The organism is Acinetobacter oleivorans DR1 (genome assembly GCF_000196795.1).
Classification (GTDB): Bacteria; Pseudomonadota; Gammaproteobacteria; order Pseudomonadales; family Moraxellaceae; genus Acinetobacter; species Acinetobacter oleivorans.
The window spans coordinates 675739-698057 of the sequence record NC_014259.1; the positions used below are offsets into that span (position 1 = coordinate 675739).

At 38.0% G+C, this 22319-nt stretch carries 17 protein-coding genes and 6 tRNA genes; 15 read left to right on the forward strand and 8 right to left on the reverse strand.

The window, feature by feature from the left end:
- Positions 1–32: 32 nt before the first annotated feature.
- Together AOLE_RS03260 and AOLE_RS03265 are read left to right on the forward strand one after the other, a co-directional pair.
- The gene (locus AOLE_RS03260) at positions 33–4535 is read left to right on the forward strand and encodes a hybrid sensor histidine kinase/response regulator (protein ID WP_013196910.1); all 4503 of its coding nucleotides are present in this window, start codon (positions 33–35) and stop codon (positions 4533–4535) included.
- Positions 4535–5002, forward strand: a complete 468-nt coding sequence (locus AOLE_RS03265) for a hypothetical protein (protein ID WP_013196911.1) — start codon at positions 4535–4537, stop codon at positions 5000–5002. Before AOLE_RS03260 ends, AOLE_RS03265 begins: the two co-directional genes overlap by 1 nt.
- 33 nt (positions 5003–5035) lie before the next feature.
- Here the strand turns inward: AOLE_RS03265 and dapE are convergent, their stop codons facing one another.
- From dapE to AOLE_RS03280, 3 genes are all read right to left on the reverse strand, one after another.
- Positions 5036–6172 (reverse strand): succinyl-diaminopimelate desuccinylase, encoded by a 1137-nt coding sequence (gene dapE / locus AOLE_RS03270; protein WP_013196912.1) that lies wholly within the window; start codon positions 6170–6172, stop codon positions 5036–5038.
- 125 nt (positions 6173–6297) lie between these two features.
- The gene (locus tag AOLE_RS03275; protein ID WP_003655297.1) at positions 6298–6441 is read right to left on the reverse strand and encodes an entericidin A/B family lipoprotein; all 144 of its coding nucleotides are present in this window, start codon (positions 6439–6441) and stop codon (positions 6298–6300) included.
- A gap of 122 nt (positions 6442–6563) precedes the next feature.
- Complete coding sequence (locus AOLE_RS03280) at positions 6564–7445, reverse strand: DUF1853 family protein (protein WP_013196913.1); 882 nt, start codon at positions 7443–7445, stop codon at positions 6564–6566.
- Between the two features lie 103 nt (positions 7446–7548).
- Here AOLE_RS03280 and AOLE_RS03285 point away from each other — a divergent pair, with 103 nt between their 5' ends.
- The 8 genes from AOLE_RS03285 (at position 7549) to AOLE_RS03320 (ending at position 9556) form a co-directional block, all read left to right on the forward strand.
- The gene (locus AOLE_RS03285) at positions 7549–7917 is read left to right on the forward strand and encodes a YbaN family protein (RefSeq protein WP_013196914.1); all 369 of its coding nucleotides are present in this window, start codon (positions 7549–7551) and stop codon (positions 7915–7917) included.
- Positions 7918–8128: 211 nt separating this feature from the next.
- Positions 8129–8632: a cell wall-recycling L,D-carboxypeptidase ElsL gene (gene elsL / locus AOLE_RS03290; RefSeq protein WP_013196915.1), complete on the forward strand. Its 504-nt coding sequence runs from the start codon at positions 8129–8131 to the stop codon at positions 8630–8632.
- A gap of 206 nt (positions 8633–8838) precedes the next feature.
- Positions 8839–8914, forward strand: a tRNA-Val gene (locus AOLE_RS03295).
- Positions 8915–8938: 24 nt separating this feature from the next.
- Positions 8939–9015: transfer RNA gene (locus AOLE_RS03300), tRNA-Asp, on the forward strand.
- Between the two features lie 47 nt (positions 9016–9062).
- Positions 9063–9139, forward strand: a tRNA-Asp gene (locus AOLE_RS03305).
- 86 nt (positions 9140–9225) lie between these two features.
- Positions 9226–9301 (forward strand) — tRNA-Val (locus tag AOLE_RS03310).
- Between the two features lie 36 nt (positions 9302–9337).
- Positions 9338–9414 (forward strand) — tRNA-Asp (locus tag AOLE_RS03315).
- A gap of 66 nt (positions 9415–9480) precedes the next feature.
- Positions 9481–9556, forward strand: a tRNA-Val gene (locus AOLE_RS03320).
- Positions 9557–9925: 369 nt separating this feature from the next.
- Here the strand turns inward: AOLE_RS03320 and AOLE_RS03325 are convergent.
- The 4 genes from AOLE_RS03325 to yccS all read right to left on the reverse strand — a co-directional run bounded on the left by AOLE_RS03325 (position 9926) and on the right by yccS (position 16417).
- Positions 9926–10711 carry a YdcF family protein gene (locus AOLE_RS03325; RefSeq protein ID WP_005309828.1) on the reverse strand — a complete coding sequence of 262 codons (786 nt, stop codon included), beginning with the start codon at positions 10709–10711 and terminating at the stop codon, positions 9926–9928.
- Between the two features lie 117 nt (positions 10712–10828).
- A complete protein-coding gene (locus AOLE_RS03330; protein WP_013196916.1) occupies positions 10829–13411 on the reverse strand; it encodes a PepSY domain-containing protein in 2583 nt (860 codons plus the stop codon).
- Between the two features lie 155 nt (positions 13412–13566).
- Positions 13567–14142 (reverse strand): SdpI family protein, encoded by a 576-nt coding sequence (locus AOLE_RS03335; protein ID WP_013196917.1) that lies wholly within the window; start codon positions 14140–14142, stop codon positions 13567–13569.
- Positions 14143–14242: 100 nt separating this feature from the next.
- Positions 14243–16417, reverse strand: coding sequence for a YccS family putative transporter (gene yccS / locus AOLE_RS03340; RefSeq protein ID WP_013196918.1), 2175 nt, complete (start codon positions 16415–16417; stop codon positions 14243–14245).
- A gap of 127 nt (positions 16418–16544) precedes the next feature.
- Here yccS and AOLE_RS03345 point away from each other — a divergent pair, with 127 nt between their 5' ends.
- The gene (locus AOLE_RS03345) at positions 16545–17759 is read left to right on the forward strand and encodes a multidrug effflux MFS transporter (RefSeq protein ID WP_013196919.1); all 1215 of its coding nucleotides are present in this window, start codon (positions 16545–16547) and stop codon (positions 17757–17759) included.
- 25 nt (positions 17760–17784) lie between these two features.
- Here the strand turns inward: AOLE_RS03345 and AOLE_RS03350 are convergent, their stop codons facing one another.
- Entirely contained in the window at positions 17785–18492 is a 708-nt protein-coding gene (locus tag AOLE_RS03350; protein ID WP_013196920.1) for a nitroreductase, read from the reverse strand.
- Positions 18493–18999: 507 nt separating this feature from the next.
- Between AOLE_RS03350 and AOLE_RS03355 the strand changes: the two genes are divergently transcribed.
- The 4 genes from AOLE_RS03355 to AOLE_RS03365 all read left to right on the forward strand — a co-directional run bounded on the left by AOLE_RS03355 (position 19000) and on the right by AOLE_RS03365 (position 22248).
- Positions 19000–19203: a hypothetical protein gene (locus tag AOLE_RS03355; RefSeq protein ID WP_013196921.1), complete on the forward strand. Its 204-nt coding sequence runs from the start codon at positions 19000–19002 to the stop codon at positions 19201–19203.
- Positions 19204–19360: 157 nt separating this feature from the next.
- On the forward strand, positions 19361–19528 hold the full coding sequence (locus AOLE_RS20240; RefSeq protein WP_107881224.1) for a hypothetical protein: 168 nt from the start codon (positions 19361–19363) through the stop codon (positions 19526–19528).
- A gap of 99 nt (positions 19529–19627) precedes the next feature.
- A complete protein-coding gene (locus AOLE_RS03360) occupies positions 19628–21103 on the forward strand; it encodes an alanine/glycine:cation symporter family protein (protein WP_013196922.1) in 1476 nt (491 codons plus the stop codon).
- Between the two features lie 170 nt (positions 21104–21273).
- Positions 21274–22248, forward strand: a complete 975-nt coding sequence (locus tag AOLE_RS03365; protein WP_013196923.1) for a patatin-like phospholipase family protein — start codon at positions 21274–21276, stop codon at positions 22246–22248.
- Positions 22249–22319 lie beyond the last annotated feature (71 nt).

Here is a 22319-nt window from a genome sequence, read left to right on the forward strand (position 1 = left end):
CATTTAGGAGACAAGCAAAAGAAGCCTTTGCTATGAAAGAAATATTAAAAACTTTAACTGAAGCAATGATGCTACCGGAAGATAGCTATTCTCAACAAGATGCTGAATTTCTTGATATCTTCGTTGAAGAAATTGAAGAAATTTTTGTTGAATTGCAATCTTTGATTCATGAATGGATGCAATCTAAAAATGTTGCTACGCTGACTGAGATCCGTCGCCATTTTCATACCTTGAAAGGTTCAGGGCGAATGATTGCAGCGAAATCCTCTGCTGAGCTTGCTTGGACTGTAGAAGATACGCTTAATCGGATCATCAATGAGAGTCTCACATTAACTCCTAACATCCAACAATATGTTCAGTTGGTATTTAAGTTCTATTTCTTTAAATTAGTAGATGACTTTAAATCTAAAAAGGAACATGCAGTAGATTTTAGACCTCTTATTTTATTGGGACAACAATTACAACAACAGCAAAGTTTAGAGCCTGCTTTAGAAGAACTTTTATTATTGTCTGATACTCTCACTGCGGAAACTAAAACTGGTTTAGAGGTGAATGATTTAGAGCAGGCGTCAGATAATTTAATCCTAGAAACCACGATAGAAAGTGAACATAATCTTGCTGAAACCTTAGTTTTATTTATGGAAGAAGCGGAAGAGCATTTAGCGACCATTGATCAATTTTTAGAACAAGAAATACATCAGCACGAGAGTTATAATGCGCTCATACGTGCATTACATACATTGCGCGGTAGCTCGGCAATGGCTCAGGTCGAAGCAATTTTTGATGCTAGTACGAAGGTTGAGCATTTATTCAAAATCTTATTACAAGAAGAACTTTCTTCTCATTCAGAAGAGATATTACTACTCCGTGATTACAGACAGTTTATTCGAAATTGTTTAGATCTATTAGCTGCGTATTGCTCTAATGACCAATTAGATTCTAATCTGAAACAGTTTAACCAAGTTTGGGATGCTTATATGGAGCAGCATGGGGAGCATTCAAGCCCACTCATGCCTCCACATGGTCTGGTATCTCAGCTGTTACAGCTCAATGTTTCAGAATTACTTGATGCAGAGTTAGATTTTGAGAAAGGAATTCGTTCTGAGTTTCCTCATTATCTTGAACGATTAAGTGAACAAGCTGACTTGTTACTGCAACATACTCAGTCTCAGGCCATGGTTGGTTTATATGAATATACGAACCAACTAAAAGATAGCTATGACGTATTGCTTGATCGACCTGATTTATTGCAATCAGATTATGTTTTTGAAATTTATCAGAAAGCACATCAACAATTAATTCAGTTATTTGACGCATTAGCTGCGGGTCAACGAGTTAGTATTATTGAGCAACACCAAAATGTTTTGGAAGAGCTAAAACTATATACCCAACATATTCCAAGCCTTAATTCTGAACCATTAGATAATCAGGATGTTGTTGAGTCATTATTTAGTGTTGATGTAGAACAAACATCAGATGAATCTCCGGCATCTATCGAAAGTGTATTAACTGATCATGTAGCAATGAGTCAGAGTATGCATTTAGATCGCCAATTCATGACTACTGAGCACGTAAATCGTTATTTTGATCCAGAACTGTTAGATATTTTTCTTGAAGAAGCCGATGAGTTGCTTGAAGGAATGGATACAGATCTTAATATTTGGGTTAATGATCAAGAGAACTTTGCTGCTCTTAATAACCTGATGCGTTATTTGCATACCTTAAAAGGTGGGGCAAATATGATTCAGGCAAATTATATTGGTTTAATTGCACATGAATTAGAAAGTATTTATGAGCGCATCATTCAAAGACAGTTGGTTGCTTCATCTGCTCTTATTGATTTTATCCGTCTGGTTCAAGATGATTTAGCTGACCGTCTACAAATAGTACGTGAGCAGCACCTAGATTATGCGGCTTCTCATACTATTCAAGCGCTTAAGAGTGCCGGTAAGGTATATGAGTCACTTGGCTCTGTTGTTAAAGAGATGCAAGCAGAGTCTGAAACAGATGTTATACCAGAATTAAATGTTGAAGTATTACAGCAAGAAGCTATAAACGATACTGCGTTAAATCTCGATGAGTTAACTTCTAATTTTGAGCAGATTGTTGAGTCTAATACTCGACTTGTTGAGCACACAGAATTACAAATTTTTGATGCAGAAGGCTATACAGACAGTATCCAAGATCAGGATATTGATTCTGTTGTCGAGCAGACATTTATGGAGGAAGCGGCCGAACTGTTAGAGATGGCCGATCATCTGTTAAAGCAATGGTTTGAACAGCGTACCAATCGTAGTATCTTGCTTCAGCTACAAAGAGCAGTGCACAGTTTGAAGGGTGGTTCCCGTATGTTGGGACTAGAAACTGTGCAAGCAATTGCTTATCAACTTGAGAATGCTTTTGAAAAATTTGCGCTTTATCATTTTAGCTCAAATATTTATGACAACTTATTAGAGAGTGCGATTGTCTGGCTAAAAGAGGCAATTTTTAAGCAAAATTATCAACATTTCGATGGATTACAGCATAGTCTAGAAAATATTCAGTTTATTGAAACGGCAATTCAAATTCCGAGTAAATTGACTAGAACTGATCTATTTGGCACGGAACCTGTAATGAGTTTTGTGCAAGGTGATGGTACAGAACCACCGCCAATGATAGGTGCATGGGAACAAACGCAGCATCTTGAACAAAACAATGAGATGATTCGTGTTTCAGCAGATTTAATCGAGAAAATGATTGATTTGTCTGGTGAAAATTCGATTAACCGTTCACGAATTGAAATGGATCTCAGTCAATTTGGTCATACGCTCGTGGAAATGGAATTAGCCATTCAACGACTTGCGGACCAGTTACGTCGAATGGAAGGCGAATTAGAAACCCAGATTATTGCAAAACACGGTATTGAGCACTCTCGTTATACAGAGTTTGATCCTCTAGAGATGGATCAATACTCTTCATTAAATCAATTATCGAAATCACTTGCCGAATCTGCATCAGACTTAGTGGATTTCAAAAATACTTTATCTGAAAAAATCAGAGATACCGAAAGTTTATTGGTACAGCAATCACGTATTCAGGCCGAAATCCAAGAAGGGCTAATGCGAACTCGTCTAGTACCATTCTCTCGATTGCTACCTCGTTTACAACGAATTGTGAGACAGACTTCTACTGCATTGGATCGACCAGCAGAGCTTTTTGTTAATAATACTGAAGGTGAGCTAGACCGAACAATGCTAGAGCGTTTGGTTACACCGCTTGAGCACATGCTTCGAAATGCAATTGACCACGGTCTAGAAGATCGTGTGCAACGCGAACAAGCAAAAAAACCAGAAACTGGACGTATTGAACTAAATATTCACCGTCAAGGTACGGATGTTGTTGTTACATTTAAAGATGATGGTCGAGGTATTGATATTGAGAAGGTCCGTCAAAAGGCCCTCTTATCTGGTTTAATTAATTCTGAACAAGTCTTAGAACATCAAGATATTTTGCAGTTGATTTTCCATCCAGGGTTAAGTACAGCCGATCAAGTCACTCAGATTTCAGGTCGTGGTGTAGGGCTTGATGTTGTACAAAGTGATATTAAAGCTTTGGGCGGACATGTGACTGTTGACTCTGTTTATGGGCAAGGAACAATCTTTACCATACGTGTTCCAACCACAGTAGCTGTTAGTGATGCCTTAATGGTTAAAGTTGCTGATCAACAATTTGCAATTCCGTTAGCTCAAATTGATCGAATTGTTCGAGTTTCACCAACATCATTAGAACAGTATTTTGGAAGTGCACAAGAGTTCTTTGAATTTGAAAATAAACGCTATCCATTACGCTATTTATCTGAGTTTGTTGGTAATCAGCCGATTCCACGTTTAAGTGGGATGATGTATTCGCTACCAGTATTAATGATTAAGGCCAATAATGGACAAACAATTGCATTATTGGTTGATCAGCTTATTGGTTCACGAGCGCAGATTGTAGTTAAGCCAATCGGGCAGCAGTTCTCTAGTATTGGTGCGATTGCAGGTGCAACTATTTTAGGTGATGGTCAAGTTTGTCTCATTTTAGATGGACAAAATATTGCTCGCCAAATTCAGTCTACTCGTCGACATAAGTCGCTCAATGAGACTGTCTATAGACAACGCGAGTCTGACGAACGCCGTCTCATTATGATTGTAGATGACTCTGTTACAGTCCGTAAGGTGACGACTCGTTTACTCGAACGCCAAGGCTATGACGTAGTCACTGCTAAAGATGGTATTGATGCAATTGAGCAGTTGGAAAATATTAAACCAGATCTGATGTTGCTTGATATTGAAATGCCACGAATGGATGGTTTTGAGGTACTTAACCTCGTACGACATCATGATCTACATCAACATATGCCAGTCATTATGATTACATCAAGAACTGGCGAAAAACACCGTGAACGAGCATTTGCTTTAGGGGTCAACCAATACATGGGTAAACCTTTCCAAGAAGAAGACTTACTTCACAATATTGATGCTTTTTTCACGACACGTGAAGAGGAACTTGCCTAATGAAAAATCAGATAAGTACATCATTAATTGGGGAAATGGATCAGCAAGAACTTCAACATTTAATTACTGTTTCAACTGGTTTTATTGATGCATATATTATTGAATGTGATCAGCAAGTGCCGATGCTATTGCCACAAAACATAGTGTTATCAGCGATGGATGTTAAAAATAGTATTAAGCATATTGAATGGCATGACGTAAAGCTTCCGGTCTATTCATTGCATAATGAAATTGACTCGCGAGCAGTGGCATTGGTTATTGAAAGTGAAGATATCAGCCAACGTTTTGCACTCATCTGTAAATCGATGCCAGCTTCAGTTCGTTTACGTATTTCTGAAGTCGTAGATGAAAATGAAGATATACAAGATACTTTGCAGAATCCAAGTGTATTTAAATATGTGCGAATGGAGAATCAACGCTACCACGTTCCTAATTTGCAATATATCCAAAACTCGCTTCATCTATAAAAAAAGGAACTCATTTGAGTTCCTTTTTAATTTTTACTTAGCTAATAAATTTTCTAAAATTTGCTCATAAATATCAGTCAGGGGATCGAGGTCATGCACGTCAACATGTTCATTAATTTGATGAATTGTTGCGTTAAGAACCCCTAATTCCAATACCTGTGCACCTGTCGGAGCAATAAAACGTCCGTCAGAAGTACCACCACTTGTTGAAAGCTCAGTTTCAGTGCCAGTTACATTTAAAATAGCAGTTTGAGCGGCATTAACGAGTTCACCGATTGGAGTCAGGAAAGGTAAACCAGACAAATTCCAAACGATTTCATATTTTAAAGCGTGTTTATCTAAAATCTCATGAACACGTTGTTTAAGCTGTTCAGCTGTTACTTCTGTTGAATAACGGAAGTTAAAAGTAACTTCTAAAGTACCCGGAATTACGTTGGTTGCACCAGTTCCAGAATGAATATTTGAAATCTGAAATGATGTTGCGGGGAAATATTCATTTCCATTATCCCAAACAGTTTGGCATAGCTCTGTTAAAGCGGGTGATGCCTCATGAATTGGGTTAAGTGCTAAATGTGGATAAGCAACATGACCTTGTTTACCTTGGACCTTTAATACTGCATTAAGCGAACCACGACGCCCATTTTTAACAATATCACCTAATTTATGCGTACTTGAGGGTTCACCTACCAAACACCATTTAATTTTTTCGTTACGTTCTTCAAGAGTCTCAATAACCTTGACCGTACCGTTAACAGCAGGGCCTTCCTCATCTGAAGTAATCAGAAATGCGATAGAACCTTTATGGTTTGGATGTTTTGCTACAAAACGCTCAGATGCGACAACCATAGCTGCCAAAGCTGTTTTCATATCTGCCGAACCGCGACCATATAATTTTCCATCGCGGATTTCAGGTGCAAATGGGTCTGAATTCCATGCTTCTAATTTACCTGTCGGAACGACATCAGTATGACCTGCAAAACAAAATACAGGCTCTTCAGTTCCGCGGCGTGCCCAGAGATTATCTACATCACCAAAACGCATTGGTTCAATATGAAAACCAACTTGGCGTAAGCGGTCTGCCATGATGGTCTGACAAGTATGATCAACTGGAGTAACAGAAGGTTGTTGTAAAAGTTCTAGGCTAAGCGAGAGAGTATCTGAATGGTTCATACCGGAAATTGCGTGCTGATCAGGTGAAATATAGTCCGATATAATAGGCGAATCTCTACGTGATGGGTACGTAAAAATAAAAAAACCTTATCGGAACGATAAGGTTTTTTAGTGATAACTCTAACTTACATTTTATCTTGTGTTTTTTCAGCAGTATTCGTTACAGCATCACCTGCTTTAGAAACATCTTTACCAAAACCCTTAAACGTATTACAGCCTGTTAAAACAACAGCAATCATGACAGAAGCAGCTAAAACTTTTTTCATCATTTTCTCCGTTTAAATTTAATAATGAAGTAAATTTAGATTAAAAAACAAACGGAAAAAGAAACATGACTGTTTAATAGTAAAAACGTTATAAAATGTTTCTAGAATCTTAAATTTATTGTTAATTATTTAAATTTCTGGAAGTTGCACTTAAATTTTAAATATGAAGGATGTCTAAACATATAAAACAGAACTTCCTGACCATTTTTACAATATAAACCGTCTGTCCACCAATGTGCTGGGGCGGAACTAGGTTGATTATTTGGACACAGCCATTCCTGTCTTTCTAATCGATAAAAAGAAGAATGAGGAATTGTGGTGCCCCAATACCCTAAACGACGCTGTAAATTTATCCAGTCAGGTAGCAGCTGTTGTAAATTTAAATCTAGAGGAAGATAAAGCTGACCCTTTAAAACCGAAAAACGTTGTTGAATTTCAAAGTTTAAGGCTTCAGAAAACTGAAATTGTTTGTTCGTAAAATGATAAAGCTTTTTGCTTAAAGTATCCTGACGGTTTAAGCCAATCCATTGTTCTAAATGTAAATCTGCCTCACCTAGATAATATTTTAAGGCTACCTCCCAATGTTCAATTTCTTGAGTTTCTTTATTTAAAATTAAAAAATCTAGTTCTCCTAAAGTTTTTGCTCCCTCAATTTTTTGAATACTATGTCCTAATAGTTGATAGGGATGATACTGATCCTCTTGCAACCAAAACCAGAGTAGATGCTCAAAGCGTAAACCTAAGCGTGTACTTTTAAGCTGAGATAAAAACCGAATTAAAGGCTCTGGAGTTTGATCAAGCTCTTTCAAACGCGGCAAATAGTTTTGAAAATGAACCTCCCAAAACTCACTTGTATGTAACTTGAAATGATGTTGTATATCTAAGCTTTTTGGTATTTGACAAAGTAAATTTGGACTAGCAATACAAAAAGCGAGTTGTCTAACTATAGGGTGTTGAAATTGAAGCCATGGCTCGAAATAGGACGTTTTAACTGAGGCAATATTCATACATTTAATACTCGAAGTAATTCATCCTAATTTCATAATGGATCAACAAAAAATATTAGAAAAACACTTTATACTAACGCTAACAGCAGGTTAAGGTTTATATATGCGAACATTGTTCTGGCGCTCTTTAGTTGTGATTTTTATCACGCTAGGCATTATTGGAGCAATTTTACCAGGTATGCCAACAACAGTGTTTTTGATTCTGGCTGCTTGGGCTGCGTCAAAAGGCTGGCCACAAATGGATAATTGGTTGTTAAATCATCCTAAATATGGTCCAACGCTACGTGATTGGCGAGCCAATGGCACAGTGCCTCGTAAAGCAAAGTGGATTGCAAGCATAATGATGGCGATTAGCGGAATGATCATGCTATTCACTTCAGCACCACTTTTAGTCAAGGTTTTTACTGATCTTACTATGTTCATCGTTGCAGTTTGGTTATGGCTACGCCCTGAGCCAAAAATAAAAGATTGATAATCTTTTATTTTTGGCGCAAGACAAGCAGTGAAACTGCGCGTAGATAAAAGAAGATTGATAATCTTTTATTTTTGGCGCAAGACAAGTGGTGAAACTGCGCGTAGATAAAAGAAGATTGATAATCTTTTATTTCAGTACAAGACAAGCCCTTACAACAATTTTTTAATTAAACTCAATTTATTTGAGTTGATATAAGAGAATAAGTCCAATGTCTCAATTTAAGCTCGAAGATGCTGATGTTCTTATCGATTTAGTGAACCAAACATTAACTTTGCCTAAACATAATAAGTTTTATGTTATTTCTACAGGAAAGAATGGAATCGGTGAGCAGGAAAATACGGGTAGAACACCACGCGGATGGCATAGAGTGGCAAAGAAAATTGGTGCCGAGTCCCCACAAAATGCAGTTTTTATTGCACGTAAGCCAACAGGGGAGGTTTATAGCACTGAGTTAGCTACCCAATATCCTGAACGAGACTGGATACTTTCTCGTATTCTTTGGTTAGATGGCCTAGAAGAAGGTTTTAATAAAGGCGAAGGTCACGACACCATGCAGCGTTACATTTACATTCATGGGACTCCAGACACGCAACCAATGGGGGTGCCAATGTCACATGGCTGCGTTCGAATGCGTAATGAAGAAATCATTGAGCTATTTGATTTAGTTGCTGAAGATGCGTTAGTTTATTTATCTGAACAATCTTTAACCTGAGAGCGAGTTTTATCTAATCTTGATGAGCTGTGTAAATGTGGTAAATATTGAAATAAGTGTTTAAATAAAATACAAAAAATTGTTTTTTACTTAATAATGACTTATTTTTAATCATTCATTCGCATTTTTTTAAAAAGAAGTCGAAAAGCGTTTGACACCTGTTAAAGATTCTCTATAATGCACCTCACAAACGATGAAGACGTTAAGGGCGCTTAGCTCAGTTGGTAGAGCGTCTGCCTTACAAGCAGAATGTCGGCGGTTCGATCCCGTCAGCGCCCACCAAGCCTTTACGTTAAGCTCTCAAGTGCAGCGGTAGTTCAGTTGGTTAGAATACCGGCCTGTCACGCCGGGGGTCGCGGGTTCGAGCCCCGTCCGCTGCGCCACTTAAGACTTAACATCGTTTACCCCACAATTTCGATATTGTGAAAGTGCAGCGGTAGTTCAGTTGGTTAGAATACCGGCCTGTCACGCCGGGGGTCGCGGGTTCGAGCCCCGTCCGCTGCGCCACTTTTCAGTTCGGGTTGTGTTTGGAAGAAGGTTTGAAATGTAAAAGTTTTAAATCAAAAAATTAATGAATAATTAGTTTTCTTCTGGGGCGCTTAGCTCAGTTGGTAGAGCGTCTGCCTTACAAGCAGAATGTCGGCGGTTCGATCCCGTCAGCGCCCACCATATATGTGACCATACTTTATTTTAAAGTATTGTAGTGCAGCGGTAGTTCAGTTGGTTAGAATACCGGCCTGTCACGCCGGGGGTCGCGGGTTCGAGCCCCGTCCGCTGCGCCATTCTCTTGATTCCCTTGTCTAGAGAATGTAGAGTATAAAGATACATTCGCTATCTTTTCTCATTAAGGGCGCTTAGCTCAGTTGGTAGAGCGTCTGCCTTACAAGCAGAATGTCGGCGGTTCGATCCCGTCAGCGCCCACCATTATTTCTTTCAGAAAATTTAATTTCCTAAATTAATTCTTCCATAAATATCTTTTGCTTACATGTAAACATATTTACTATGTGACTAGATATATTTTTCAATTTTCTATTCTAAAAAAATAAAGTTTTACTCCTTCGAGTTATTTTTCTATTGATTTCAATTTTTTAACTTTAGTACTTCTATACTTATGCCTTCGATGGGTTCCTGATCCTCATTAAATTTATTTCATTTGAGACTAAATATAAGAATTTAATCTGCAATTTATTATCTTCAGCTTAGATCGACTTTATATTTGTACTGCTTGCTAATATTTTGGCAAATAAAAAAACTGCTATTTTTTTGAATAGCAGTTTTTCGACTAAATTACTTTTAATATTCGTTTAGAAGCCATCCACTCGCATACGCGAAATATTCACGTAACCATGCATTGTAGCGAGTAGCTAAAGGTGTTTCGGCTGCTACTCCATAAACTTGGGTATAGCCCTGTTTCTTTGCAATTGCTACTGCTCTAGGAATATGAAAATCACTTGTCACAATAGCAATTGGTTGGTTTAAGTTAATGTGCTGCTGTGCTAATAGTGGTTGACTATTTTTCAAATTAAGCTCAGTGCTGGTACTTTTATCTTCAAGAATCATCCGTTCTTTTGCAATATGATACTTTTGCTGAAGATAACGAGACATCACTAATGCTTCGCTTTCTTTTTCTGAAAAGTCTAAACCACCTGTTAAAACAACTTTTGCTTGCTGTTGTTTAAGCGCTAAAGGGGCAGCTGTATCTAAACGTTTTGCAAGAATTTTAGATGGTTGGCCATTTTCGACACCGCTTCCTAAGACAATAATTGCTCTTACTGGAGGAATATTATCTGAAGTATCTTTATTTTCTTTAATAAAACTAAAGAAATAGCCTAAGCCAATTAGCCATATCCAGAAGCATAGCCACCCAAAACGCCAAAATGTATGTAAGCGATAGTGGTAGAAGAAAAAGCGTTCTAAATGATAATAAAATAAAGAATATAGGCAGAAGAAAGTACCTAAAATGAAAGGAATAATTGTGCCTACATTAATTTTATTGAGACAAATTAAAACTAATCCATCTAGAAATAAAATCGAACCAATGATTGCTAGGAAAATACGGATCCACTTACTGACTTGCATTGTGCTTAGAGTTGCAATTTAAATTGCAGACAGTGTATGCAAAATCATTCTGAATGCAATAAAAAACCGAGTAAAGCATTTAAGCTATTACTCGGTTTTTTTTGTTTTTATTAATCTTTAATAAACATCACGGCGGTAACGACCTTGTTGTCTTAAATCATCTACCTGTTCTTCACCCAGAATTTCGATAAGTGCTTGATCAACTCCGCTTGCCATACCATCAATACTACCGCATACATACAGAATAGCACCGCGTTCTATCCAGCTTACTAATTCTGCTGCATTCTGACGGATTACATCTTGAACATACATACGTTGTTCTTGATCTCTCGAAAATGCTAAATCGAGGCGTTTTAACATTCCTGTGGTTTTCCATGCCTCAATAGTTGATTCATAGAAGAAATCACAGGCTCTTTGACGTTCACCAAAGATTAACCAGTTTTCAGTGTAATTATGACGTGTACGGGTGTGTAATAGGCTCATTAAGCCAGCAATACCTGTTCCGTTACCAATACAAATAATAGGGCGGTTATCATCAATAAGATGGAATGATTCATTGGTACGAATACGCAAGGCAATTTCATTATTAACTTGCGTATGTTGAGTAAGCCAACCCGAACCTAAACCTAAGTTACCAGACGCATCATATTGTTGGCGTACAACCAAACGAAGGACTTGCTGAGAAGGAATACTCGCAATCGAATACTCTCGCGTTGGTAGAGTAGGGAGCTGCTCTAATAAATGGTCCAGATTCGCAAATGGTTCAATTTCGCCCGTTAAATCTTTATTCCAAAGAGCTTTTTCGATTGAAATCTGTAAAGAATCAACTTTTGTGTTTTTAAGAATATGATGCTTCTGCAAAAAGTCGTGAATACGTTCAGGGCTATTGCCAGGTTGAATTTCAGCAATATCACCCGCTTGCCATAGTGCTTCGTGCTTTGCATTAAGCTCAATATTATAAGCAGGTTGACCTAAGCTATTTGGATTGAGTAGGTCACGTTGTTGCAGTACCCATGTATCAAATACTTTTTCTAAATTTACCGCATGCAAATCTAATTTAGTTGCTTTCGCGAGTGCCTGATTCCAGTTTTGAATATCGGATAAGTTTGCATTATCAACTTCAATTGTACTAAAGAGGGCATGAGCACCATTAGTTTTAAGCCAGAGGTCTACCACATGCCCAAAGCTACAATAAGTATCAGGATATTCTTTAGAACCTAATGCCAAAACAGCATAGTTAATGTGTTTAAGATCTAGATCTGCTTTTAAAAGCTTTTTAGCAAAGCTTGTGGCGAGATCTGGTGCATCACCAGTACCATAAGTACTGATCACAAATAGAACTTGCTCATGCTGCTCTAAATCAAACTGTGTTAGCTGCTGTACAGGTATAACCTGAACAGGTTGATGAGCTTCTTGTAAACTTGTTGCTGTACTCCAAGCGAGTTGTTCGGCTACACCTGTTTGAGTTGCATAGGTAATAAGCCAAGGTTTCGCATTTAGATCAATGTATTGTCCAGCTAAAGACTGACGAGCCGCCTGTGTTAATTTTTTCTGTTTACGGCGTTTAAGATAAAGCATCCATCCTGTAACCAAGAACAAAGGCATTGCCAATGAAGCAAGCATGGCAGCAAACTGATAAATTGGTCCAAAGAAACTACCACGATGCACTGGTAACATGCTGCTCATGATCTTTTGATTAAGCTTTTTATCTTCGTAAAGCTCCATCTTTTCGATATTACCAGTTTGATAATTATAGATGGCTTGGTTACGTGCACGCTCATGTTGTGGCGTAGCATCGACAAAGCTTAACTCAACTTTTCCATCATCTTTTTTCGGTAAGTTCAATGTTAGTGTCGAATAATCACGTCCGACCTGACTATTGAAGCCACTCCATGTTTGATTAAGTGCTGTAATGAGCTGAGTATTATCTAATTGAGGTTCTGATTTTTTATCTTTATTGCGGTCAGAGTGTTTACCTTGTTGCATTCCGCGATTTTGAGGAGTAGCACCATGACCTTGTGGTTTAGGTTGTTCAACTCCCATCACTTTGAACATGCCACTACGCCACCAGTCATAAGACCAATATAGACCTGTACATGCGAAAAGCAGATAAAAAACAATGACCCACGTACCCACAACAGCATGTAGATCCCAAATAAAATTTCGGCCTTTGAGTTTCGGCTTCACAGCGAGCCATTGACGAGCAGAATGCTTTTTAGGCCAGCGTAAATATAACCCACTGAGTACAAAGTAAATTAACATGAGTGCGCAAGCACCAGTAATTTGTTTACCAACTTCGCCAGCTGTTAAATTACGGTGAATTTGTTGTATGAGTAACAACAACTTTCGGCCTTTCACATCTGGCAGAATTTGAGCGTTATATGGATTAACCATCATATTGTAGCCACGACGTTCACCTTCTTTTTCAATATTTACAACAGAAGAAGAGGTGGGGTCCTTGGCAATCGTAATGCTATTAATTTTAATTTCAGGCTGAGTTGTATTGAAATGTTGATATAGCTGAGCAGGGGTTAACTTTGGAGTGTTTTCAGCTTGAACAACATAACTATCAGAATTCACCCATTTTAAAATTTGTTGATCATAAGAATAAATTGCACCTGTTACACCCATAATGGATAAGATGAGGCCAGCAGTAATACCCAGAAACCAATGAATTTGAAATAAAATTTTTTTAAACATGGTCGAAAATGTAAATATGATGGAGATCTTGTAACGAAGTATAGCCGAAGATTGAGTAGATAATATGGATTTTGGAGATAATATTAATTTTCATTATCATTTATTTTTACTTTAATAAAAAACCTCCATCAGGAGGCTTTTTATAGAATCTAGAATTACAAGGTTTTTGGTTCACCTACAGATTCTTTTAAGTGAGTGCGAATCGTGTTGAACGAGAAGTTCTTAGAATCCATGCGCTTAGGTAGAATATAAGCACCTTGCTGCTCTTGACCTTTTGGATCTTTCACTTTGAAATTGACCAAAATAAAATCAGGTGCGTTGTACCATTCGTAGATATTTTTCCATCCGATTGTACCAACGCCTTCTTGAAGGCCCATTTGCTGACGCATCACGATGCCATGAGGCTGTACACCTAAACGAATACCTTTGATTTCCTGTACCGGAAATTCATTCATTTTGCGTTTAACGTACCATTCTAATCCGTATTTACGACCTAGGTAGTAAAGTACTACAGCGACAATAGCAACCCAGCAAAAAACAGTAGAGTAGTTCTTAATAAAAATAAGACCTAATATAGCTAGGGCTAAAACGACACCCATAATAGCCCAAATTTTTGTGCTGATTTTATTAGTGCTGCGCCAGATAAGAAGCTGTGCATTACGTTGTTCAGCTTCTGACACATCATATGGAACAGGCTGAAGCGTATAAGCGTATAAAGTTTTCGCGGTCATAGTGCAAATAACAAATTGTAAACTGTTTTAAGTTTAGCACTAATTGGCATAAGTCAGGAAAGGATATTATGCCAATTTAATACTAAATTCCGAGGCAAATTTATAATGATGCAAGCTCACTGGCATCATTATCAAGATCATGACTTAGCCGTTGTTTTAACATACTAAATCGGTTCAATACACCAAGCATGAGCGAGAGCTGCTGTAAAATAATGAGTGATTTTTGGTCATCTTCATCATTTTGGCTTAAACGTTGACGTATCGTTTGGAGCATATTTTGTGCTGTAAGATCAGGCATTTCGTCTCTTAATAGAGCACCTTGAATATCATCAAGGGCTTGGTCTAATAGTTTAAGGACAGCTTGATCCTGAATGTTTTCTCGATGTGCTCCAAGTGCCGCGATATAACTTAAAAATGTATGGTTTAAACATAAAAATTCAAAAATATCGGATTTACGAGTCGGGTCAAAGTCTGGTTCAGTTGCTAAAGTTGAAATAAGTGAAGCAACTTCAGCATCAGTATTATGTGCAGCTCGACGTACAATTCGGTAATTTAGCGCATGATTACGGCCTTCATGATATTGTTTGACAACTTCGGCTAAATAATTACATTGAGCTTGGAGTGAGCGTCTGATGTTACGAGGCAAACGTCGAAACTTCCAGTCAGGCCAAATAAAGGTCACCCCAAACCAAGCTAAAGCACATCCCATTAAAGTATCTACAAATCGAGGAATGGCAGCAGCCATTGCTGAACCATCTAGATTAAAGTTAATTAATGCCAAAATGGTGATAAAGGCAGTTGCCTGCGCATATTGTTTACTACGTAATTCAAAAAACAGGACTCCACTTAATATCAACATGAATAGTTGTCCTTCTGTCGAAGGAATTAAGAAGATAATCGCAAGTCCAACAATAATACCAATTAATGTCCCAACAATTCGTAAACGTAAGCGGCGCTTGGTCGCGTTAAAGTTGGGTTGGCTTACAAATAGAGCTGTAAGCATAATCCAATAGCCATATTCAATATGGGTCATTTGAATAAAGACATATCCGATAAACAAAACAATTGAGACGCGAATCGCGTGGCGGAACAGCACAGATTCAGGAGTTAAGTTCTGTTTTATTCGGATGACGATATCATTCCATCCTTGTAAATCATCATCTTTCAGCTGGTTCTCGGCTTGTTTTACTTTATCAGATTGAATGTGTTGTTCAGTTTCCAAATTGAGTAACTGGGAATCGATAGACTTTAAATTTTGGTATAAAGCGAAAAGAGCATTTACCCATAAAAGGTCATAATGCTGATCACGACGTAACTTCTCTAAAGAGAGGCGTAGGTTTTCAAAGCTTTGTTTAAACCTTTTATTATGGTTATAAGGTTTGCGTTGCAAAATACATTCGTTTAACTCTTGGCAAGCTTTACCTTGAACAGCCAAAATTCGTTGGAATCTAAATAAAATATCACTGTGCTGAAAAATTTTGGCTAATTTTTGATAATCAATATGGGCTGAGTCAGCACGTTCATGAATATCTTGAGCAACAAAATAATAATGTAAGCTTCGGCGGGTATCTTTTTGTCCACGGTCGCCTTTTAAACGAGTCAGTAAAGCTGTTTTTAAGTCATTAAAAATCGTAATTAACTTACCGTTTTCTAACGACAGCTCGATCATACTTTGCTGATAGCTGGCAGGGGTCATATCTACATCAAACAAATTTGATTTTGCAAAAAGAAAATCACCTAAAGATGCATAAGACGCAGCCAGTTTGTCTTGTAGTTGTCGAACTGGAAATAATAAAAAACTAATAGTAGCAATGAGGCCGTACCACGCAGCACCTGCCACTAAAAGGGCAGGTTGGATATACCAATGATCAAAAAGGTGAACACCTAGCATGGTATAGACTGAAACAACTAAACAGCCATAAGAGATGGTTGCGTAACGACGTCCTAATGAACCAAGTAAAATCCAGCCAATACATGATGCAATTAACCCTAAAGCAAAAGCCATTGGGTAGGGGAAAAGTAGTTGTACGGAAGCAGCGGTAACGAAGAACCCTATATAAGTATAAATCAGGTTCATGATTCGCACGGAAAAGCGATCATCAATATCACTTAAACCTGCTGCGACTACACCTAAAGTGAGTGGAATGGTTGCTAATTGATAGCCTAAAAAATAAGGCACGAAAGCAGTTCCTGAAAAGGCTATCAGCATTCGTACGTTATACATAAATGTTGTGTTATAAGTCGCTCTTTTTAGGCGTTTAAACCAAGATTTCAAAGGAAGTCCTTGCTGATCAACCTGAGTGATAAAGGATTTGTGTATTTCTACACCAATGTTGCACAAATCATACGATAGACAGTGTAAGCTTGTCTGTATGCAAATGATTGAAAAATGAAATATCGTTATGTCTGAACAAACAGCCCAGCGTCAATACTCTATTGGCTGGATTATGCTGCTCGCTTTGCTTACGGCTTTAGGGCCATTATCCATCGATATGTACTTACCTGCTTTACCACAAATGGCTCATGATTTTGGGGTAAGTACGCAAATGGTGGCAAATACATTACCAGCGTACTTTTTTGGTTTAGCTGTTGGGCAGTTGGTTTATGGTCCTCTAAGCGACCGTATTGGTAGAAAAAAACCACTTTACTTTGGCCTCGCACTTTATGCCGTTGCAAGCTTATTTTGCGTATTGGCGACAAATGAATGGGGCTTGATTGCTGCTCGTATTTTGCAAGCTTTAGGTGGCTGTGTTGGCGTGGTCATGGCTCGTGCAGCAATACGCGATAAACTCGATGTTCAAGGCTCGGCACAAGCTTTTTCAAGCATGATGATTGTAATGGGACTTGCACCAATTTTGGCACCTATGATTGGAGCATGGATTTTAATCTGGTTCCCTTGGCAAGCTATTTTTATTGCCCTTTCAATTGTCGGCGTCATATGTTGGTTGTGTGTACATTTCTTCTTTAAAGAGACCTTAGCAACTGATAAAAGGCTTAAGCTTTCACCATATCAAGTAGTGACCCTCTATGGGGCTATTTTCAAAGATACGAGCTTCCGTTTACCTATGTTTGCAGGGTGTTTAACAGGAGCAGCGCTATTTTGTTATATCAGCTCGGCACCAGCAGTTTTCATGGACCAGTACGGACTCAATCAACAAGAGTTTGCTTATGTATTTGGACTAAATGCTTTTGGCATTATGTTGATGTCATCTTTAAATAAGCACTTAACAACACGTGTTGAAATCACTAAACGCTTAAGAGCTGGTTCAATGGTACAAGTAACAGGAGCAATCATTGTATTAATTGCTGGTTTAATTCCAGCAGCGCCTTTATGGCTTGTAATGTTAGGGCTATTTTTAGCGATTTCAGGGATTGGTTTAACAGGACCAAATGCAATGGCGTTGGCAATGTCCAAACAAGGCGCTCGCGCAGGGACAGCGAGTGCAATCATGGGAAGTATGCAATTCGCTTGTGGCCTGTTAGGTGGTGTATTACTTAATTTCCTTATTTGGTCTGCGTCGCTCAATATGGGCGTGATGATGGTGTTATTTACACTAAGCGGTTTTATTGTCGTATTGAAAGCGACGAAACAGGTAACAATAAAGCCATTCTCATAGTTTTAAGAGAATGGCTACTTATATATTATTCGTCTAGAAAAACTGCGAAATTTTCAACTGGTTCTCTAGGGGTAATAAATGTATTTACAATGTGGTTGGGATCAGCATGACCTAACGCAATTGCACATACGAGTTCTTCATCATCTGATGCACCCAAGATATCTAAAACAACAGGGTGAAAATGGTTCCATGCTGCTTGTGGGCATGTATCTAAACCACGTGCCTTAGCAGCAACCATCACGTTCTGGATCATCATTGCGATATCCATTTTAGACCCGATTCCCATCGTTTTATTGACAGTAAAGAAAAGGCCGACTGGAGCATCGAACAGTTTGAAATTACGTAACTGTTGTTCTGCCATTTTTTCTTTTTCACCTTTTTTAATTTCGAGTAGACCATAGAGTCCCCAACCATTTTCACGGCGGCGATCAATAAACGGCGATATCCATTTCTCAGGATAATAGGCAAAGGTTTCTTTATATTTTTCTGCAAGTTCTGGGTTTTTTGAAACTTCAATTTGTGCTGCACAAACACGCTCTACCATTTCATCACGCTTGTTGCCTTTTACCACATAGACTTTCCATGGTTGAGTATTTGTTCCAGAAGGTGCTCGACTTGCGACTTGTAATATATCTTTAATGACTTCGGACTCAATTGGAGTATTTAAAAAAGCGCGGACAGAATGTCGAGAAGTGATAGCTTCATCAACGAGACGAACTTGTTCCAGATTCATGAGTACTCCTACATCTTTTTCATAAATATTTCATACTTTTTGAAGCTTACTTTCATACTTTGAAAGTACTTCATTTATAAGCAAAAAATATTAGAAAAGAGATATGCTTACAGGTATGATAATTTAATTAGTCTAGACATATTGTCTGATTAATCATAATTCGAATATGCCACTTTAGATTTAAATAGACAAAATAGTGTGATTTTGTCGGTTATAAAAATAAAAGCATAACAGTGAGTGGGTGAAAAATATTCAATTGAAATAAAGGTATAATATGTTTAAAAACAGTACAAAACGGATAGTTTTATATAAAATATGACCATTTTTTATATAAAATTTTAATGAAAAATATACACAAAACTTTAAATTTCTGCATAATACCGACTTTTTTACGCAGGTATGATTTCTCCATACTCACGTTAGGAAATGCTGGCTGCAAACAAAATTCTTTTACAAAAAGGATTTAGATGCAGAAATGGAGAAATACACGAGGTATAGGAGCTTTACATGAGTTTACCACTCATCAACAAGCAGTTCATGAAACAAGGATTGGCGATTACCATTGCAACCATGAAAATGAACGTAACTCAAGCAGCTACTGAGCCACAAAAAATACAACAGCTTAGTACAGGTCTAAACGCACTCTTCTTTGATCATGAAGAAAAGGGCGCAGATAGTCGCGTTATGGCGATGGCTCGTTACAGTCTTTGAAATTTATATCCAGTTTAGACATTTGTTCAAAAGTATATGTAAATATGCTTATTGGCTTAAATCCAGATTTTGTAAAACTCGCTTAACTGATGGGAATCATGAGACGAGTTTATTTAGCGGTGGTCATTTGTTAGTTTCCAAGTTTGTAGCTGAGTCGATGCATACTGTTTTTCCGAAAGCGGAAAAGTTCAGTAGCGCAATGATATTCTTTTATCTGAAGGTCGCTTTCTCTCATGCAACCTTCAAAGGCTTAGTGTTGGGCATGATGTTGCTTAAACTTGTGACGGTAATTGCTATTCAATTGACATTAAAAGTTTTTTCTTGAATTTACTGAAAAGTCCCGGTTTCTAGGGGCTTTTTTGTTTATTGCAGTATTTTGGCATGTGCTTTTAGCACATTAGCAAGGAACGTAAGCGGACCGAGTATGAATGAACAACTCAATGCCACACTGATGTCGTGGGTAAAATTTTTTAATGACCCTTTATGGGACTTTTTGGTTATTTTCTTGCTAGCTGTAGGTATTTTTTATACGGTCTTAACAGGAGCTGTGCAAATTCGCATGTTCTTGCAAAGTATCCGAGTGATGAAAAGTAGTCGTACAGAAGGGGAAGATGAGCATGGTCTTACACCTTTTCAGGCGTTTGTAACTGGCCTTGCAAGCCGTGTTGGGGTAGGTAATATTGCTGGTGTAGCAATTGCTATCGCAATTGGTGGTCCTGGTGCAGTGTTCTGGATGTGGGTAACTGCTGTTCTTGGTATGAGCTCTGCTTTTATTGAGTCTACGCTTGCTCAGCTATTTAAAGTTAGAGATAGTAAGAGTAAACAGTTCCGTGGTGGACCAGCCTACTATATTACTCAAGGTTTGCGCAGTAAAACCTTTGGTGTGGTCTTCGCACTTGCATTGATCTTTACCTACGGTTTCGTATTTAACTCAGTTCAAATCAACGCGATTGCTAATGCATCTTCACATGCTTGGGGTTGGGATAAAGCCAATGTTATTGCTCATTTAGGTGGCGTTGATCTAGAAATTTCATGGGTTGGTATTGCGCTTGTCGTTATGGTTGCATTGGCAATTTTTGGTGGTATTAAGCGTATCGCTAAATTTGCTGAGATGTTTGTACCTTTAAAAGCAGGTCTTTACCTATCTGTTGCTCTCTATATTGCAATCAGTAACTATGCGATTTTGCCTGATATTTTAAAGCTGATTGTGACTGAAGCTTTCAATTTTAATTCTGCAGCAGGTGGTTTCTTTGGTGCGGCAGTATCAATGGCAATGATGCAAGGGATTAAGCGTGGCTTGTTCTCTAACGAAGCTGGTATGGGTTCTGCACCAAACGCAGCGGCTGCGTCTGATGTAAAACATCCTGTAAACCAAGGTTTGGTACAAATGCTCGGTGTATTTGTAGATACTTTCATTGTATGTACAAGTACTGCAATCATTATTTTGGTTTCTGGTGTTTACCAAGATGCAGGTTTTGTTGGTGTTGAATTAACTCAACGTGCTTTAGAAACTCAAGTTGGGCATTGGGGATCGGACTTCCTTGCTGTTCTATTATTCTTATTCTGTTATTCAGCCGTACTAGGTAACTATGCCTATGCAGAAGGTAATGTGCAGTTTATTAATAACAATCCGAAAGTCATGTTCATCTTCCGTATTTTTGTATTGGTGATGGTGTACTTCGGTGCAATTGGTAGTGTTCCACTCGTTTGGTCTATGGCTGACTTGTTTATGGGTATCATGGCAACCATTAACTTGATTGCAATTTTACTGTTAACACCGATGGCACGCACATTGTTGAAAGATTACCGTGAACAATTGAAAAAAGGCATTAAAGAGCCTGAGTTTAAAATTGATAATTATCCGGAATTGAAGAAAAAAGTTGATTCAGATATCTGGTAAGTTACAAAAGGCCTCTTATAAATAAGGGGCCTTTTTCATAAGGGGGATAAATAAAATACTTGAGTCTAAATTTTAAACATGACAAATTAAATAAATTCAATACAGCTTTTAACGAGACTAACAACTAAAATTGCAATCCGAACTTAAACCTCATAGTGCGAAGATAGGCCATGAAACAGCTTAAATTGTGGGTTCTCGGACTCTCTATGGTGTTGGCAGGATGCCAGACCACTACACACTTATCTGCTGCGCTAAAATCACCAACAGCAGAGGCTTATGCTCGCTCTGTTGATCAGCCATTTGCACGAATTAAAAAACAGCAAAAACGTCCTGTCGTTGCGCTCGTATTAGGTAGTGGTGGAGCACGAGGTTATGCTCATATCGGTGTCATTGAGGTTTTGGAGCAACATGGTATCCGACCAGATTTTATTGTAGGTACCAGTGCGGGTAGTATTGTTGGAGCACTTTATGCCAGTGGCAAAAGTCCTGCTCAATTACGTGATACTGCTTTAAAAATGAAAGCTGGCGATGTGCGTGATATTAGTATTGGACTAAAAGGTTTTTTTGATGGTAAAAAAGTAGAAAACTACGTTAACCAGCAAGTAAATAATGTCCCACTCGAAAAAATGAAAATCCCAATGTATGTGGTTGCAACCGAATTAAAGCATGGCACTAAAACCGTATTTAACTATGGTAATACTGGGCAAGCCGTAAGAGCATCTGCTTCGATTCCAAGTATGTTTGTACCTACTAAAATTGGAAAATCAGAATATGTCGATGGCGGTTTGGTCAGTCCTGTACCAGTTGAGGTTGCACGTGACTTAGGTGCTGATGTGATTATTGCTGTTGATATTTTAGCTCAGCCTATTTATACAGAAACATCGAATGTCTGGGGACTGTTTAACCAGAATATTAATATTATGCAAGGTCGTTTGGCGGCAGAAGAATTACAATATGCGGATGTTGTTATTCAGCCAGATTTAAGAGAAAAAGCGCATATTTTTGATGTGAAAGGTCGTGAAGCTACCATGAAATCTGGCATCGATGCAGCCAATGCCAAACTTTCTGATATTCAGTTTGCTATTGATGAAAAAATAGCTGAACAGAATATGTCTACTGAAGGGTTAAGTGCACAAACTCAATAATTTGATGTTAATTATTTGAAAATTAATTAAAAAGCCTGAATAGGGCTTTTTTTATGGAAATTTAAATCCTT